Source organism: Roseateles sp. NT4 (genome assembly GCF_051857475.1).
In the GTDB taxonomy this organism is placed as follows: domain Bacteria; phylum Pseudomonadota; class Gammaproteobacteria; order Burkholderiales; family Burkholderiaceae_C; genus Pelomonas.
In genome coordinates this window covers 1,972,370-1,987,709 of the sequence record NZ_JBPZGZ010000002.1, presented here as the reverse complement: position 1 = coordinate 1,987,709, position 15,340 = coordinate 1,972,370, and the positions used below count along the sequence as shown (strand labels likewise).

General features: G+C 68.8%; 13 protein-coding genes. 10 read left to right on the top strand and 3 right to left on the bottom strand.

Annotated features, from left to right (window positions below):
- Positions 1-1,737, bottom strand: coding sequence for a bifunctional protein-serine/threonine kinase/phosphatase (locus ACS5PN_RS18905; protein ID WP_439465534.1), 1,737 nt, complete (start codon positions 1,735-1,737; stop codon positions 1-3).
- A gap of 316 nt (positions 1,738-2,053) precedes the next feature.
- Here ACS5PN_RS18905 and nirB point away from each other — a divergent pair, with 316 nt between their 5' ends.
- The 6 genes from nirB (at position 2,054) to ACS5PN_RS18875 (ending at position 9,794) form a co-directional block, all read left to right on the top strand.
- Positions 2,054-4,504: a nitrite reductase large subunit NirB gene (nirB, locus tag ACS5PN_RS18900; protein ID WP_439465533.1), complete on the top strand. Its 2,451-nt coding sequence runs from the start codon at positions 2,054-2,056 to the stop codon at positions 4,502-4,504.
- A 23-nt stretch (positions 4,505-4,527) separates the two neighbouring features.
- Positions 4,528-5,244, top strand: coding sequence for a hypothetical protein (locus ACS5PN_RS18895; RefSeq protein ID WP_439465532.1), 717 nt, complete (start codon positions 4,528-4,530; stop codon positions 5,242-5,244).
- Positions 5,245-5,253: 9 nt separating this feature from the next.
- Positions 5,254-5,634 carry a nitrite reductase small subunit NirD gene (gene nirD, locus ACS5PN_RS18890; protein WP_439465531.1) on the top strand — a complete coding sequence of 127 codons (381 nt, stop codon included), beginning with the start codon at positions 5,254-5,256 and terminating at the stop codon, positions 5,632-5,634.
- A gap of 33 nt (positions 5,635-5,667) precedes the next feature.
- Positions 5,668-8,409 (top strand): nitrate reductase, encoded by a 2,742-nt coding sequence (locus ACS5PN_RS18885; RefSeq protein WP_439465530.1) that lies wholly within the window; start codon positions 5,668-5,670, stop codon positions 8,407-8,409.
- The gene (gene cobA, locus ACS5PN_RS18880; protein WP_439465529.1) at positions 8,406-9,158 is read left to right on the top strand and encodes a uroporphyrinogen-III C-methyltransferase; all 753 of its coding nucleotides are present in this window, start codon (positions 8,406-8,408) and stop codon (positions 9,156-9,158) included. Before ACS5PN_RS18885 ends, cobA begins: the two co-directional genes overlap by 4 nt.
- A gap of 195 nt (positions 9,159-9,353) precedes the next feature.
- Entirely contained in the window at positions 9,354-9,794 is a 441-nt protein-coding gene (locus tag ACS5PN_RS18875; protein ID WP_439465528.1) for a hypothetical protein, read from the top strand.
- A 162-nt stretch (positions 9,795-9,956) separates the two neighbouring features.
- On the opposite strand, the gene ACS5PN_RS18870 is transcribed toward ACS5PN_RS18875, so the two are convergent.
- Both ACS5PN_RS18870 and ACS5PN_RS18865 read right to left on the bottom strand, forming a co-directional pair.
- Positions 9,957-10,700: a DUF2306 domain-containing protein gene (locus ACS5PN_RS18870; protein ID WP_439465527.1), complete on the bottom strand. Its 744-nt coding sequence runs from the start codon at positions 10,698-10,700 to the stop codon at positions 9,957-9,959.
- Positions 10,697-11,680, bottom strand: a complete 984-nt coding sequence (locus tag ACS5PN_RS18865; RefSeq protein ID WP_439465526.1) for an extracellular catalytic domain type 1 short-chain-length polyhydroxyalkanoate depolymerase — start codon at positions 11,678-11,680, stop codon at positions 10,697-10,699. Before ACS5PN_RS18865 ends, ACS5PN_RS18870 begins: the two co-directional genes overlap by 4 nt.
- Before the next feature lie 289 nt (positions 11,681-11,969).
- On the opposite strand from ACS5PN_RS18865, the gene ACS5PN_RS18860 reads away from it, so the two are divergent.
- The 4 genes from ACS5PN_RS18860 to ACS5PN_RS18845 are packed head-to-tail and all read left to right on the top strand — an operon-like array spanning position 11,970 to position 15,320.
- On the top strand, positions 11,970-12,995 hold the full coding sequence (locus tag ACS5PN_RS18860; protein ID WP_439465525.1) for a tetratricopeptide repeat protein: 1,026 nt from the start codon (positions 11,970-11,972) through the stop codon (positions 12,993-12,995).
- 36 nt (positions 12,996-13,031) lie between these two features.
- Complete coding sequence (locus tag ACS5PN_RS18855) at positions 13,032-13,436, top strand: hypothetical protein (RefSeq protein ID WP_439465524.1); 405 nt, start codon at positions 13,032-13,034, stop codon at positions 13,434-13,436.
- A 25-nt stretch (positions 13,437-13,461) separates the two neighbouring features.
- Positions 13,462-14,553, top strand: coding sequence for a sensor histidine kinase (locus tag ACS5PN_RS18850; protein ID WP_439465523.1), 1,092 nt, complete (start codon positions 13,462-13,464; stop codon positions 14,551-14,553).
- Positions 14,550-15,320: a LytR/AlgR family response regulator transcription factor gene (locus tag ACS5PN_RS18845; RefSeq protein ID WP_439465522.1), complete on the top strand. Its 771-nt coding sequence runs from the start codon at positions 14,550-14,552 to the stop codon at positions 15,318-15,320. The genes ACS5PN_RS18850 and ACS5PN_RS18845 overlap by 4 nt, the downstream gene beginning before the upstream one ends.
- The last annotated feature ends 20 nt before the right edge of the window (positions 15,321-15,340 follow it).

Genomic DNA, 15,340 nt, shown 5'->3' with positions numbered 1-15,340 from the left:
CTAGCGCGGCAGAAAAGCCAGCCAGGCGATCAACAGCAGGTTGAGGATCACGGAGAGGCCGAAGGCGATCTGCCAGCCCGACACGGCGGTCTCGCGCGGACGCGCAGAGCGGGCGGACACAGGCTGATCCCGCGCCGCCAATCGCTCCAGCGCCAGCAGCAATTCATCCGCCGTCTCGAAGCGGGACTTGGCCTCGCGGGCGATGGCGCGCATGACGAGACGATCGAGCGGCATGGGCACGCTGGGCTGCAGCCGGCTGACGCTGGCCGGCTCGCGCTTGTAGCGCGCCAGCTGATAGGGCTCGATCTCGCCATAGGGCAGCTTGGCCGTCAGGGCCTGGTAGAGCGTCACGCCCAGCGCAAACAGGTCGGAGCCGGCATCGGCCGGCCGCGGCGGGTCCTGCCATTGCTCGGGGTTGATATAGCTGGGCGTGCCGGCATGCAGCTCATGCGAGGCCGCGGGGGCGCGCGCACTCAGGGCCACGCCCAGGTCCAGCACCCGCCATTGGCCGTCGTCACCGAGGTGAAGGTTGGCCGGCTTGATGTCGCGGTGAACAACGCCGGCCGCATGCAGCAGGCTCAAGGAACGCGCCACGGCGCTCGCCAGGGCCATGGCCTGCGCGACGTCCAGCGGCCCCTTGGCCAGCAGCTGCTCCAGCGTGTGGCCGCCATGCCAGTCGAAGACAGCATAGAAATGGGTGGCGCCATCGGCCGGCGGATGCACGCGCACGAAGCCGCTCTCGCCGCCACGGCGGCGCTGTCGTGGCGCCTCGGCCAGGCGCAGGCCCAGCCAGATCTCGTGGGCCAGCATGGCACGCTCTTCGGGGTCGTCGGCGCGGCCGGGGCGCAGCATCTTCAAGGCCACCAACCGACCCGATGCCAGCTCGCGCGCCTGCAGCAGGCGATGCACGCCGTTGTCGGCAACAACGGCGGTGACCTGGTAGCCGTCCAGCATCGCGCCCACGCCGAGCGGTCCGGGGCTGGGCAGGGTGCGACCGAGAGCGGCCAAATCGTTCAGGCCGGGGTCGGCCAGATCCTTGATGTCCAGCACCAGCGCCGTCGCGTTGTCGCTGCTGCCGGCGGCCAGTGCCGATGCGGTCAAGGCGTCGGCCGCGGCCTGGGCGCCCTCCGTCGTGCGCAGCACATCGGCAATCTGGCGGCTGCGCAGCGCGCCATGCACGCCATCGCTGGTCAACAGCAGGCGGTCGCCCACCTTCAGCTCACCGGCGCTGTGGTCCAGGCGCAGCGCATCGTCCAGGCCCAGGGCGCGCGTCAGGCCGGCGAAGTCGCGTCTCTCCATGCGGTGGTCCTGGGTCAGCAGCAGGCACTGGCCGTCACGCAGCAGCCAGGCGCGGCTGTCGCCGACATGGGCCAGCGCATAGCGGCGCCCACGCAGCGCGACGGCGGTCAGTGTCGTCAGCGCTTCGCGCGGCTGGCCATCGGCGCCAGGGCGTCGGTTGTGGGCGACCAGCCAGGCGTTCTGGTGGCCAAGCAGGCGATCCAGGGCCACGCTGCTGTCCCAGTCGGCCGGCACGCCATGGAAGTCGCGCAGCAGGCTCATCACCGAGGTCTGGGCGGCCATCAGCCCCTCGCCACCACCGCTGACGCCATCCGCCAGCGCCGCCACCCAGCCGCGTTCGGCCTCGTGGGGCGCTGGCGCCTGCACACCGGCAAAGTCCTCGTTGCGAGGACGTTTGCCCTGCAGGCTGGACAGGCCGGTATCGAGTTCAAAGCGCATGCGTGGGAGTCGTATCAGTGATTTGCGGGCCGAGCGCCGGGCCGCTCCCTAGCCGGCCCGCCTGTGGCGATGTGCTTGCGGTTCAACGCCGCAAGCATCGCCGTCCCCACGGGGGACCGGCCAAGGTACTCCTTGGACGAGGGGCTGCATGTTGGTGCAATTTAAGGATGAGTGCACCCGCACCGTGCTAGCGAGCGCTTCGGCGTGGGGCGCCGCCAGTCGTTTTTCACGCTGCGGCCGGGCTGGAGGCCAGCTTCTTCGCTGGCACATGCCTTGCAAAGCAAAGGGCAGACCAGCTTTGCGGTACGAGGTCGAGATGAAGAAGATGAAGCTTGTGATGGTGGGCAACGGCATGGCCGGCGTGCGCACGCTGGAAGAGCTGCTGAAGATCACGCCCGATCTCTACGACATCACCGTCTTCGGCGCCGAGCCCCATCCCAACTACAACCGCATCCTGTTGTCGCCGGTGCTGGCCGGCGAGCAGACGATCGACGAGATCATCCTCAACCCGCTCTCCTGGTACGCGGAGAACGGCATCACCCTGCATCTGGGCAAGACGGTCACCGAGATCGACCGCGTGCGCCGCCGCGTCATCGCGGCCGACGGCAAGGGCGAAGAGATTGGGGCCGAATACGACCGCCTGCTGATCGCTACCGGCTCCAACCCCTTCGTGCTGCCGGTGCCGGGCAAGGAGTTGGAAGGCGTCATCGCCTACCGCGACATCGCCGACACCAACACGATGATCGAGGCAGCCACGCAATACAAACATGCCGTCGTCATCGGCGGCGGCCTGCTCGGCCTGGAAGCCGCCAACGGCCTGATGCTGCGTGGCATGCAGGTGACGGTCATTCATCTGGTGGACACGCTGATGGAGCGCCAGCTCGACCCGGTCGCCGGCGACCTGCTGCGCAAGTCCCTGGTGGACCGCGGCCTGAAGTTCGCGCTGGGCACCCAGACCCAGGCTTTGCTGGGCAACGAGGCCGGGCGCGTACGCGCCGTGCAATTGAAGGACGGCACGGAACTGCCCGCCGACCTCGTCGTCATGGCCGCCGGCATCCGCCCCAACACGGCCTTGGCCGAGAAGGCCGGCCTGCATTGCAGCCGCGGCATCGTCGTGACCGACACCATGCAGACGGTCACCGACCCCCGCGTCTACTCGGTCGGCGAATGTGCGGCCCATCGCGGCATCGCCTATGGCCTGGTGGCGCCGCTGTTCGAGCAGGGCAAGGTCTGCGCCACCCACCTGGCCCAGTTCGGCATCGGCCGCTACCTGGGCTCCTCGGTCAGCACCAAGCTCAAGGTGACGGGCATCGATCTCTTCAGCGCCGGCAACTTCACCGGCGGCGAGGGCACGGAAGAGATCGTCATGAGCGACCCCTTCGCCGGCGTCTACAAGAAGCTCGTCATCCAGAACGACCAGCTCGTCGGCGCCTGCCTGTACGGCGACACAGTGGACGGCGGCTGGTATTTCAAGCTGCTGCGCGAGGGCCGCAAGATCGCTGACATCCGCGACAAGCTGATGTTCGGCGAGGCCGGCGCCAATATCGGCGACGTCGGCCATCAGGGCGTCAACCGTGCCGCCGCCATGGCCGACACCGACGAAGTCTGCGGCTGCAATGGCGTGGCCAAGGGCAGCATCTGCAAGGCCATCCGCGACAAGGGCCTGTTCACGCTGGACGAGGTGCGCAAGCACACCAAGGCCTCGGCTTCCTGCGGGTCCTGCACCGGCCTGGTCGAGCAGCTCATCATGTTCACGGCCGGCGGCGACTACTCGGCCACGCCGAAGAAGAAGGCGATCTGCGCCTGCACTGAGGCCAGCCACCAGGACGCCCGCGACGCGATTGCCAAGGCCCACCTGCTGACCAAGGAAGAGGTCTTTCGCGCCCTGGACTGGAAGGCGCCCGACGGCTGCGCCACCTGCCGACCGGCCATCAACTACTACCTGATCTCGACGTGGCCCAAGGAGGCCGTCGACGATCCGCAGAGCCGCTTCATCAACGAGCGCTCGCACGCCAACATCCAGAAGGACGGCCGCTACTCGGTCATCCCGCGCATGTGGGGCGGCGAGACGACGAGCGCGGAACTGCGCCGCATTGCCGACGCGGTGGACAAGTACAACATCCCCACCGTCAAGGTCACCGGCGGCCAGCGCATCGACCTGCTGGGCGTCAGGAAGGAAGACCTGGTCAACGTCTGGAAGGACATAGCCATGCCCTCGGGCCATGCCTATGCCAAGGCCCTGCGCACGGTGAAGACCTGCGTCGGCAGCGAGTGGTGCCGCTTCGGCACCCAGGACAGCACGCAGATGGGCAAGGACCTGGAGCGGGCGCTGTGGCGCATGTACGCGCCTCACAAGGTCAAGATTGCCGTGTCGGGCTGCCCGCGCAACTGCGCCGAGGCCGGCATCAAGGACGTCGGCGTCATCGGCGTGGATTCGGGCTGGGAAATCTACGTCGCCGGCAACGGCGGCATCAAGACCGAGGTGGCCGAGTTCCTGTGCAAGGTCAAGACGCCGGAGGAGGTCCTGGAGGTCAGCGGTGCCTTTTTGCAGCTTTACCGGCTGGAGGGCTGGTACCTGGAACGAACCGTGCATTACGTAGGGCGGGTCGGTCTCGATCACGTCAAACGCAAGGTCCTGGAGGACGCCGACAGCCGCAAGGCGCTGTGGGCCCAGCTCCAGTTCAGCCTCGACGGCGAACCCGACCCCTGGTTCGACTTCGACAAGGCCCACGTCGATCTGCGCCAGTTCGAAAAAGTGCCGGCCTGATCCGTTGTCCGCTGAAAGCCCGAATGCAGTACTCGCGCCGTTTCTTTGTCGCCGCCCTGGGCACCGCCCCATTTGCCAGCAAGGCCCAACCCATTCCGGCTTGCTCGACGCCCAGCCTTGGTGCATTGAGCCAGCGCATGGGCAAGGCCTGGCTGTGCCTGGCCAACGCCGAACTGGCCGCACCGGCCCGCGATGTGCTGGCCGCCAGCCAGACCGCCTTCGAGCAACAGCTGGTGCAGATGAGCCGCACCCCGACGGGCCCCGAGCAGGCCGGCAGCCTGCGCGCCCTGGCCCGCCGCTATGAGGACTACCAGGGGCTGCTGGGCGGCACGCCGGGCCTCGAAGGCCAGCGCGTGCTGCTGTCGACCGCCAACGAGATGCTGACGCTGGCCCAGCTCGCCAACACGGCCCGCGCCGCACTGCCCTGGCAGGCGCGCCTGGCCTCGCGCCAGCGCCTGCTGTCGCAGCGCGTCGCCCTGCTGGGTCTGGCCAGCCCCGGCGTCGAGTCGGTCCGGCGTGAGCGCCAGGCCGCCGTCTACGAATTCGAAGCCGGCCAGCAGGCACTGCGCAACGCCGGCGACGCCGCACTGCGCGAGCAGCTGGCGCTGGCCGACGCGGCCTGGGCGCCGCTGAAGGACGGCGTCGGCAGCGGCCGCCCCGTGCCCGTCTTTGTCGCCAGCGAGCGCCTGCTCGCCGTCATGGACGCAGTCACCGAGCACTGCGCCCGCATGAACGCCTGAGAGCCACCCATGAGCTGGACCCACGTCTGTGATCTGCAGGACATCCCCGTGCTGGGCTCGCGCCGCGTGCGGCGAGCCGCCGGCGTGGACGTGGCCCTGTTCCGCAATGCCGACGACGAGGTCTTTGCGCTGCTGGACCGCTGCCCACACAAGGGCGGCCCGCTGAGCCAGGGCATCGTCTTCGGCAGGAACGTGGCCTGCCCGCTGCACAACTGGACGATCGGCCTCGCCGATGGCGCGGCCCGCGAGCCCGACGAGGGCTGCACGCCGGCCTTCCAGGTGAAGCTGGAAGGCGGCAGCGTCTTTCTGCTGCAGGCCGAACTCGACACCCTGGCCTTGGACCTGGCTGCACCCGTCGCCGGTCCCCGAATTCCGATTGCCGTGGCCTGAGCACTCGAATGCCGGCCCGCACACAACAAGATCATGAGCGAGACAAAGTCCACCTGTCCCTACTGCGGTGTCGGCTGCGGTGTCGTCATCGAGCATGACGGCACCCAGATTACCGGCGTCCGCGGCGACCCCGACCACCCGGCCAACTTCGGCCGCCTGTGCACCAAGGGCACCAATCTGCACCTGACGGCCACGCCGGTCGTCATCCAGCACCAGCGCCTGCGCGAGCCGCAGAAGCGTGCCGCTCGCGGCGGCCAGCCCGAGGTCATCAGCTGGGACAGCGCCAATCGCGAGATCGCCGACAAGCTCCTGGCCATCCGCGCCGAACACGGCCCCGAAGCCATCGGCGTCTACATCTCCGGCCAGCTGCTGACCGAGGACTATCACGCCTTCAACAAGCTGGCCCGCGCCGTCATCGGCACACCCCATATCGACTCCAACTCGCGGCTGTGCATGAGCTCGGCCGTCGTCGGCTACAAACAGGCGCTCGGTGCCGACGCGCCGCCCTGCAGCTATGAGGACATCGAGCTGGCCGACTGCGTGCTGATCAGCGGCGCCAACCCGGCCTGGGCCCATCCCATCCTGTTCCGTCGACTCGAAGCCGCACGTGGCAACAAGCCCGGGCACAAGCTCATCGTCATCGACCCACGCAAGACCGAGACGGCCGAGCTGGCCGATCTGCATTTGCAGATCCGCCCCGGCACCGACGTGGCCCTGTGCCATGGTCTGCTGCATGCCGTCATCTGGCAGGGCTGGACGGCGGGCGGCTTTATCGAGCAATCGACCGAGGGCTTCGACGCGCTGAAGGAACTGGTGCGCGACTGGGCGCCGTCGCGCGCGGCCCAGGTCTGCGGCGTGAACGAGGCCGACATCTGGCAGGCCGCCGAGTGGTTCGCGACCTCGCCCTCCGCACTCAGCCTCTACTGCCAAGGCCTGAACCAGAGCAGCAGCGGCACGGCCAAGAACACGGCCCTCATCAATCTGCACCTGGCCACCGGCCAGATCGGCAAGCCCGGCGCCGGCCCCTTCTCGCTGACCGGCCAGCCCAATGCCATGGGTGGCCGCGAGAGCGGCGGCATGGCCACACTCTTGCCCGGCCACCGCGACCCGGGCAAGGCCGAGGACTGGGGCGAGATCGAATCGCTGTGGGGCGTCCCGGACCTGCCGGGCAAGCGCGGCCACACCGCCGTCGAGATGTTCGAGGCCGCGGCGCGCGGCGACATCAAGGCGCTGTGGATTGTCTGCACCAACCCCGCCCAGTCCATGCCCGACCAGGCCATGGTGCGCCAGGCCCTGGAGCGCTGCGAGCTGGTCATCCTGCAGGAAGCCTTTGCCCACACCGCCACGGCCCGCTATGCCGACTATCTGCTGCCCGCCGCCACCTGGGGCGAGAAGGAAGGCACGGTCACCAACAGCGAGCGCCGCATCAGCCGCGTGCGGCCTGCCGTGCCCGCCGCCGGTGAGTCACGCGCCGACTGGCGCATCGCTCGCGACGTTGCGGCCCTCATCGACACCGCCCTGGGCCGCGCGCCTCGCCTCGCTGCCGACGGCCCCGAAGACCTGTGGAAGGAGCACCGCGAAGCCACGCGCGGCCGCGACCTCGACATCACCGGCCTGTCCTGGCTGAAGCTGGACACCGAAGGCCCTCAGCAGTGGCCCTATGTCACCGGCTCGACGCCCCGCCTCTACACCGATGGCCGCTTCGCCACCGCCGACGGTCGTGCCCGTTTCATCACCAAACCCTATGTCGCCACGGCCGAGACGGCTTCGCCCAAACGTCCTTTCTCGCTGACCACGGGCCGCCTACGCGACCAATGGCATGGCATGAGCCGCAGCGGCAGCGTGCCGCGGCTGTTCGCCCACGAGGGCCGGCCCGTCGTGCGCGTGAACCCCGTCGACGCAGCACGCCGCAAGCTGGCCGAGGGCGAGCTGGTGCATGTGCGCTCCCAGCGCGGCGAGGTCGTGCTGCCCTTGAAGCTCGACGTCAATGTGTCGCCGGCCGGTGCCGACATCGCCATGCACTGGGGCGACGAATTCATCGGCGCCCAGCTCGGCGTCAACGCCGTCACGCAGGGCGCCTTCTGCCCCGATTCCAAGCAGCCCGAGCTGAAGTTCAGCGCCGTGGCCATCGAGCCGGCCTCCCTGCCCTGGCGCCTCAGCGCCTGCGCCTGGGTCGCCCCCGAAGACGGCCCACGCCTGCGCGAACAGCTGCGCGCGCTGATGCCGCGCTTCGGCTATGGGCACTGCCTGCCCGAACCGGCCAAGGGAGAACAGGTGGGCTGGGCTTTCGAGGCCGCCTGCGCCGAGGCACCCGCGCCCGAGCTGGTCGAAGAACTCGCCGCCGTGCTCGGCCTGAACAGCCCGGCCGTGCTGCGCTATGCCGACGCCCAGCGCGGCCGGCTGCGCCTGCTGACGCTGGAGGGCGACGACATGCAGGCGGCGCCGCTGCAGGCCCTGCTGCGCGTCGGCCAGCACGAGGAAGGCGCCTGGCTGGTCGACCTGTGGCGCGAGCGCACGGCGGCCTCCACCGTTGGCCGCTGGTTGCTGTCGCCCGGCGCGCCGCCCACCAACACCGCGGCCGCCAGCCCCCAGGTCTGCAACTGCTTCGACGTGCGCGAGGACGTCATCCGCCTGACGCTGGCCCACTGCAGCGGCAGCCCCACCGAGCGCTTGGCCCAGCTGCAGGCGGAGAAGCGCTGCGGCACGCAATGCGGCTCCTGTTTGCCGACGCTGCGCCGCCTGGTAGCCACCACACGTGAAGAGGTCACCGCATGAGCACCCAAGTTGTCTCGCTCGTCGGCGCCGGTCCCGGCGATCCAGAACTGCTGACCGTCCGCGCCCTGAAGCGCATCGAGTCCGCCGATGTCGTGCTGGCCGACGACCTCATCGACCCGCGCGTGCTGGCCCTCGTGAAAGGCCGCCTGCTGCGCGTCGGCAAGCGCGGCGGTTGCATCAGCACTGACCAGCATTTCATCCACGCACTGATGATCCGCGAGGCCAGGGCCGGCCATCGCGTCGTGCGCCTCAAGGGCGGCGACCCCTTCGTCTTCGGCCGCGGCGGCGAGGAGGTCGATGCGCTGCGCGATGCCGGCCTCGATGTGGAAGTGGTGTCGGGTCTGACCAGCGGCATCGCCGGCCCGGCCGCCGTCGGCATCCCCGTGACCGACCGCCGCGCCTCGCCCGGCGTCATCCTCGTCACCGGCCACCCCGGTGAAGGCCGGGCCGAGCCCGATTGGGCGGCCCTGGCCCGCACGGGACTGACCCTGGTCATCTACATGGGTGTGGCCCGCGCGGCGGACATCACGGCCAAGCTGCTGGACGCCGGCCTCAAGGCCGATCTGCCGGCGGCAATCGTCAGCGCGGCGCACACGGCGCAGCAGCGCCATGCGGTGACGACGCTGGCCGGCCTGCCCGACTGCATCGCCCGCGAGGGGCTCAAGAGCCCCGCCCTGCTGGTGATTGGCGAGGTCGCCGCACACGCGGCGCTCGAAGCGGTGCAGCGAGACCGGCGCAACGTGGGCTGAAACGTAGGCTTAAATAGAAGTCATCTGTCTCAAGAGGGCGACCGCTTCAGGTTGATCGCAGCCGCTCGCGGCAGGCCACCCCGACACAGGCCCTTGACGACGACCCGCCGGACCTCCAGGCAAAATCCAGATGAGCTGGGCGAGCCAGGCGTCACGCCTGCCGGGAAGCCCACGTTGAAGAATGGAGCAGCGTCAATGGCACTGACGAAGAAGGGCGAGTTCTGGTACGGGACGACGTCCGGTGACACCCAAGCCGAGCTGCGCAGCTACAGCGTTGCCAATCGCCATGAGGCCGTCCGATTTGCCGCGTCCAAATGCGATTGCGGGTGCCGGATCTTCGCGCTCCAGACCGATGAAGAAGCCGGCGTGGCGATCCGCACCTGCACCGACTGCGGGCAGGAACACCTGATGGGCGACAGCGCGGACTACGTTGAAGAAGCCGCGCCCGAGGCGCACGAGTGCGTGTGCGAGAACGAGGTGTTCGAGCTGATGTCCGGCGTCTCCGTGTACGAGGGCACACATGACGTGCGCTGGTACTACATCGCTTGCCGCTGCGTGGAATGCAATCTGGTCGGGGTCTTCGCAGACTGGAAGTGTGAAGCGGGTGATGCGGCCGCCTTCCTCGCCAAGGTATGAGCGGCCGAGGCTTGTCATGAGTGGTCGGCGGACTTGGCCGTATCAATGACAGCCAGCGCTGCAAAGCTGCTTTCCCGGCGCCCTGCATCTCTCATGGCGGTCCATTGAAGCCCGCGACAGCGTGCTCCTTCAGCGAATGAGGAGCGTGCTCGTCGCCGCGCATCAAGGCGACGGCGCGGCAAGGGCGCGCGAGCGGCTGCGGCGCCGGTAGGCGCTGTAGCCGACATGGCCCAGCCAATAGAGCAGCAAACCCAGGATCAGCAGGGCCGGCAGAAACAACCAGCCCCGCAGCGCCTCCGGGAACAGCTGTTGCTGGCCCAGGAACAGGGAGTTGGCTGCGATGAAGAACGCCACCGTCATGCGCCACAGATGGCGCGCCAGGCGCATCGCGCCGGTGACGCCGCGCCTCAGGATCAGCCGCAAATCCCCCACCGCCGCCAGGCTGCCGATGATCATGAACATCACGAAGGCAGCGGCCGGCTGGCCGTCCAGCTTTCCCGCCGGGCTTTGCGCCGCCAGGCTCATCAACCAGGCGCTGGCCGCCACCACCGTCAATGAGGTCAGCAGCAGGCCGTAGTCGAAGGCGCCGATCTCGCCCGGCTGGCGCTTGACGGCCGCCCAGCCGCTGAGCACCAGGTAGAAGGTCAGCATCCCGGCCACCACCGAGCCCCGTTCGGGCGTGGGCAGAAACGGCGCCACCGTGGCTCCGATGGCGGACATGATGAGCATGGCGATGACGAAGGCGTTGCCGACCTGGCGGTGCAGGCGCGAGCCCTTGCGAAAAACAAAGGCAGCCGTGCCGGCCAGCACAGCCGCGGTGCCGGCACCGATGTGCAGATAGAGCACCACCGCGGCGGCGGCATGCACCAGCACATGGCTGTCGGGGGCGACGTGCAGGACGCTCATTTCGATTGCCTTTCAAAGAAGGCCCAGATCAGGGCCGGCCCGTTGGGCTCCATCGGGGAAGGACCCAGCAGGCGGGGGCGACGCGCCCAGGGCTGGGGCAGTCCGTGGCCGGCGCCGTGCAGGGTCACCAGCTCGACCTCGGTGCGGCCGTCGGCCGCCTGCCAGCGGGCGTGTTCAACACGGCTGCCCTGCGCCGTTGGCGTCAGGCTGACCTGGGGCTGGCCGGCGATGGCATTGCGATCCGCAAAGTACTGGGCCGACGCGGTGGAGGAGATGACCTGCCCGCCCTTGTAGAACAGCCCCAGCAGGTTGATCTCGCCGCCGGCATAGGGCACCAGCGGGTCCGCGGTGCCGTTCAGGATCATGACCGAAGGGGTGCGCGCAGCCGGCTGGCACTGGAAGTTCTGCGATGCCGGCACGTTGGCCGCCGAGGCGGCCACGGCGCGGTAGCGCTGCGGCTGCTCCAGCGCCAGGCGCAGGGCCATCGAGCCGCCGTTCGAGACGCCGGTCGCGAACACGCGCCGGGGATCGATACCGATCTCGCCGACCAGCTTGTCCACCAGCGCCGCCAGGAAGGCGGCATCGTCGGCGCGCACGCCGTCCACTGCCGTGTTGCCGATGGAGCTGCAATCGTTCCAGTCAAAGCCAAAGGACTTGGGGTAGACCACGGCAAAGCCATGCTGGTCGGCCAGGCGCTCGAAGCCATAGCCCGTGCCCACGCGAATGGCCTGCGGGCCTTCGCCCGAGCCGTGCATCACCAGCACCAGGGGCGCCCCCTTGGGCAGGTCCTTGGGCACATAGCTTCGGTAGCTGCGCTGGAGGCCGGCCACTTCGATGGTGGCCTTGCTGATCGTGCCTGAGAGCTGCGGCAGCTCGGGCTCGGGGGTGTAGAGGAAATAGGCAAACACGGCGGCCAACAGCACCGCTATGGCGAGCAGACCGAGGAGGCCGATCAACAGAAAGCGCGCGATTCTTTTCATGGCAGGGCAGTGGGTGCGGTGAGGTCGCCACTGTGACTCAGGCCCCGCCCGCGGCCACACGCCACCCGACCAGGCACGACGCAGCCTTGACGAGCGACGCCTGGCACGGACGAACGACGCCGGCGCTGGCCCAGCCGTCCGCTGCGTCGTTCGTCCCAGCCTGCCGTGCTTGAGAACCGGCACAGCGTGGCTGGTCTGAACGGCGGTGCGCGCAGGCCAGCGGCTCAAAACAATGGCCCCGTCACTTCGAAATTCGAGCCGCAACCCTCTCTTGGAAAGCCCGCCGACCATGAAAACACCCACCACCCGCCGCATCCCTTGGATCACCGTCCTCCTGGCCGCCCTCGCTAGCTTGGCACTAGGCAGCGCCCAGGCTGCGGTCTTCAAGGACGGCCAGCTGGAGTCGCTGCACGAGGCCGGCAAGTTCGCCGAACTCGAACAGCAGGCCCAAACCCGATTGAAGGCCAACGCCGCCGATGCCGAGGCGCGCGCTGCCTTGGCCCTGGCCTTGAGCCTGGCAGATCCCACAGACGCCCAGCGCCTGGCGGCCGGTGCCCAGCAGGCCAGGCTCTGCATCGAACAGCACCCGAACGCGGCCGTCTGCCATCTGGCGGCGGCGCAGAATCTCGGCCTGCAGATGCTCAACATGGGCATGGCCAAGGCCATGCGCAGCGTGGGCAGCTTGAAAGACCTCTGGATTCGCACCCTGGAGCTGGAGCCGAGCAGCTTCACGGCGCGGGTGCAGCTGGCTAAGCTCTATGTGATGCTGCCCGGCATCATGGGCGGCAGCACCTCCAAGGCCCGGGAGCTGGAGGCGGCCGTGCGCAGCAGCCAACCCGAGACGGCGCGCATCATTCGCGTGCATATCGCCGCCGAGGCCAAGAATTGGGCCGACATGGAAGCCGAGTTGCTGGCACTCAAGCCCACCCAGGACTCCGCCATGCGCGAAGAAGTGCGCGAGGCCACCATGCAGCTCGCCCTCTTCTTCCTGAAGGACGGCAAGGACCTGGCCAAGGCCAGGAGCCTGTACGAGACCCTGCAACGCGATCAACCCGGCCGGGCCGCTGGCTTCTATGGCGCAGCGCGCGTCCAGGCCGCCCTGGGTCAGCCGGATGAGGCCATTCGCCTGTTAGAGCGCGCCAGGACCCTCGCCGGTGCCGACGACTTTCCGCTTGACCAGCGCCTGGGCGACGTCCTGCTGGCCAAGGGCGACAAGGCGCAGGCCAAGGCGGCCTACGAGCGCTTCATCGCCAACAAGCGCGCCAAGCCGGCGAATGTCGAGGAAGTGCGCAAGAGCCTGGCCAGGCTCGGCTGAACCGCGTCCCTCACGCTTTTTACTGAGAACACTCTGATGAACGATGTTCCCCTTTGGCGCCTGAATCTGCTGCGCGCCTTCTACCTGCTGGTCACCGTGGGCCTGGCGCTCAGCTTCGGCCCGGCCATGTTTCAACACAGCGACCAGTGGGCCCAGCGCAAGGGCGAAACGGCGGCGCTGCTGAGCGGCCTGGCCATCCTCTGCGCCTGGGGCCTGCGCTACCCGCTGCAGATGCTGCCGCTGCTGATCTTCGAGCTGATCTGGAAGACCGTCTGGCTCGCGGCGATTGCCTGGCCGCTCTGGCGGGCCGGAGCCATCACGCCCGCCGTGCAAGGGACCTCCGAAGCCTGCCTGATGGGGCTGGTGCTGACGCCCCTGGTGCTGCCCTGGCGCTATATCGCGCACCACTACCTCCGCAAACCCGCCGAGCGCTTCCGCTAGACACGAACCCGTTTACCCTGACCCCATGACCTCCAGCTCCGTCCCCCAACTCGGCGCACCGAACCCGCCCTCGCATTGGCGCGCCGCGTTCGCCTGGCGGCGCGTGCGCACCGTCGCCGTCATCTGCGCGCTGTTCGTTCTGCTGTTCAGCTTTGGCTGGAAGGCGGGCTGGGGGGTGCTCTTCGCGCGGGTGTTCGGCGTCGGCTTGGCCCTGCTGCTGGTCTTCGGCCTGTTCGAGCAATGGCCGCGCAGGCTGCCGAAGTGGCTGGCGCGCTGGGCCTTGCAAGTGGGCGCGGTCGGCGTCACGGTACCGGCCGCCCTGTTTGTCGCCTTTCTATCCAACACAGCCCCGGGTGCGCCGATGTTCTGGACCCAGCCTGCCCGCCTGGAAGGCTTCATGACCTTCACCTTCCTGGGCATGCTGGTGGCGCCCTGGACGGCGCTGGCGGCCCTGCTGCGCCAACGTGAGGCCAAGGTGGAAAAGCAAGCGATCGATTTCGAACTGGAGCGCAGCGAGATGGCCCGCCAGGCCCTCGACGCGCGCATGCGGCTGCTCACCGCGCAGGCCCAGCCGCATTTCCTCTTCAACACCCTGGCCAATGTGCAGGCCCTGGTGGAAGCCGGCTCGCCGCGGGCACCCCGGCTGCTGCAAAGCCTGACCGACTATTTGCGCGCCGCCGTGCCGCGCCTGGATGGTTCGGCCAACACCCTGCGCCAGGAGCTGGAGCTGGTGCGCGCCTACCTGGACCTGATGCAGATGCGCATGCCCGACCGGCTGGCCTTCGCGCTGCATGTCGATTCCGCCGTTCACCTGCTGAACTGCCCGCCCATGACCCTGCTGACCCTGGTCGAGAATGCCGTCCAGCACGGCATCGACCCCAGCGAAGAGGGCGGCCGCATCGACGTCCACGCGGAAGCGTTGGCCGGTGGGCGCTGCCGGCTGCGCGTGGTCGATACCGGTGTGGGCCTGCAGGCCAGCGGTGGGGGCCTGGGCACCGGCCTGGCGGCGCTGCGCGAGCGCCTGCTGTGGGCCTACGGTGGCAGCGCGACGCTGGCGCTGAACGAGGTCACGCCGCACGGCGTGGAAGCCAGCATCGAGTTTTCCGAGAAGCCATGAACCCCACTGCCCTGATCGCCGACGACGAGCCGCTGCTGAGGGAGATCCTGGAAGCACGCCTGGCCGCCGCCTGGCCGGAGCTGCAGATCGTGGCCCAGGCCCGCAACGGCCGCCAGGCCATCGAACTGTTCGAGCAGCATCAGCCCGCCATCTGTTTTCTGGACGTGCACATGCCGGGCGTCAGTGGCGTGGAAGTGGCGCGGCATGTGGGCAAGCGCGCGCACCTGGTGTTCGTCACCGCGTTTGACCAGTACGCGCTCGAAGCCTTCGAGCACGGCGTGCTGGACTATCTGGTCAAGCCCGTCACGGCGGCGCGCCTGGCCGAAACGGTGGAGCGCCTGAAGGCGCGCCTGCAGCAGGCGCAGCCGGCCGTGCACAGCGAGCTGCTGCTGACCCAGCTGGCCGCGCGGCTCAAGCTCGACCAGCCCAAGCCGCTGGACTGGATACGTGCCACCGTGGGGTCATCCCTGCGCATGATCCCGATAGCCGACATCGACTACCTCAAGAGCGACACCAAATACACCCTGGTGGCCTACCGCGACGAAGGGCAGCCGGCCGAGGCGCTGATCCGCACGCCGCTCAAGGACCTGCTGGCCCAGTTGGACCCCGCGCACTTCGCCCAGGTGCACCGCTCGGTGGTGATCAATCTGCGCTCAATCCGGCGCGTCACGCGCGGCGAGAACGAGACCGCCGACATCGAGCTCAAGGGCCGCACGGAGCTGCTGCCGGTGAGCCGCAGCTATCTGCATCTGTTCAAGGAGATGTAGGCGCAGCCGTGGCGGCACCC

Bases quoted from the DNA above. Each gene is read 5' to 3' on its own strand.
- ACS5PN_RS18905 (WP_439465534.1), bottom strand. From the start codon at position 1,737: ATGCGCTTTGAACTCGATACCGGCCTGTCCAGCCTGCAGGGCAAACGT.
- nirB (WP_439465533.1), top strand. From the start codon at position 2,054: ATGAAGAAGATGAAGCTTGTGATGGTGGGCAACGGCATGGCCGGCGTG.
- ACS5PN_RS18895 (WP_439465532.1), top strand. From the start codon at position 4,528: ATGCAGTACTCGCGCCGTTTCTTTGTCGCCGCCCTGGGCACCGCCCCA.
- nirD (WP_439465531.1), top strand. From the start codon at position 5,254: ATGAGCTGGACCCACGTCTGTGATCTGCAGGACATCCCCGTGCTGGGC.
- ACS5PN_RS18885 (WP_439465530.1), top strand. From the start codon at position 5,668: ATGAGCGAGACAAAGTCCACCTGTCCCTACTGCGGTGTCGGCTGCGGT.
- cobA (WP_439465529.1), top strand. From the start codon at position 8,406: ATGAGCACCCAAGTTGTCTCGCTCGTCGGCGCCGGTCCCGGCGATCCA.
- ACS5PN_RS18875 (WP_439465528.1), top strand. From the start codon at position 9,354: ATGGCACTGACGAAGAAGGGCGAGTTCTGGTACGGGACGACGTCCGGT.
- ACS5PN_RS18870 (WP_439465527.1), bottom strand. From the start codon at position 10,700: ATGAGCGTCCTGCACGTCGCCCCCGACAGCCATGTGCTGGTGCATGCC.
- ACS5PN_RS18865 (WP_439465526.1), bottom strand. From the start codon at position 11,680: ATGAAAAGAATCGCGCGCTTTCTGTTGATCGGCCTCCTCGGTCTGCTC.
- ACS5PN_RS18860 (WP_439465525.1), top strand. From the start codon at position 11,970: ATGAAAACACCCACCACCCGCCGCATCCCTTGGATCACCGTCCTCCTG.
- ACS5PN_RS18855 (WP_439465524.1), top strand. From the start codon at position 13,032: ATGAACGATGTTCCCCTTTGGCGCCTGAATCTGCTGCGCGCCTTCTAC.
- ACS5PN_RS18850 (WP_439465523.1), top strand. From the start codon at position 13,462: ATGACCTCCAGCTCCGTCCCCCAACTCGGCGCACCGAACCCGCCCTCG.
- ACS5PN_RS18845 (WP_439465522.1), top strand. From the start codon at position 14,550: ATGAACCCCACTGCCCTGATCGCCGACGACGAGCCGCTGCTGAGGGAG.